Genomic DNA, 255 nt, shown 5'->3' with positions numbered 1-255 from the left:
ATGGGGAGACCCCACACTACCATCGGCGCTGAGCGGTTTCACTGCTGAGTTCGGCAAGGGATCAGGTGGTTCCCGCACGCTATGGTCGTCAGGCGAAAAGCGGTGAATCATGCTGACGCGAGGCGTCTCATCGTATCCGGCTGTCGGTCGTCATCAACAGACCGCTTGGGTGTTATATGGTCAAGCCTCACGGGCCATTAGTACCGGTTAGCTCAACGCCTTGCAGCGCTTCCACACCCGGCCTATCAACCAGCT

General features: G+C 58.4%; 2 rRNA genes. Both read right to left on the bottom strand.

The window, feature by feature from the left end:
• Positions 1 to 93: ribosomal RNA gene (gene rrf, locus HALO32_RS17840) — 5S ribosomal RNA — on the bottom strand; the annotation flags it as partial.
• Positions 94 to 176: 83 nt separating this feature from the next.
• Positions 177 to 255, bottom strand: a 23S ribosomal RNA gene (locus HALO32_RS17835); the annotation flags it as partial.

Origin of the sequence: Halomonas lysinitropha (genome assembly GCF_902500215.1) — a bacterium.
Lineage (GTDB): Bacteria > Pseudomonadota > Gammaproteobacteria > Pseudomonadales > Halomonadaceae > Halomonas > Halomonas lysinitropha.
This window is presented reverse-complemented; position numbering and strand designations above follow the sequence as displayed.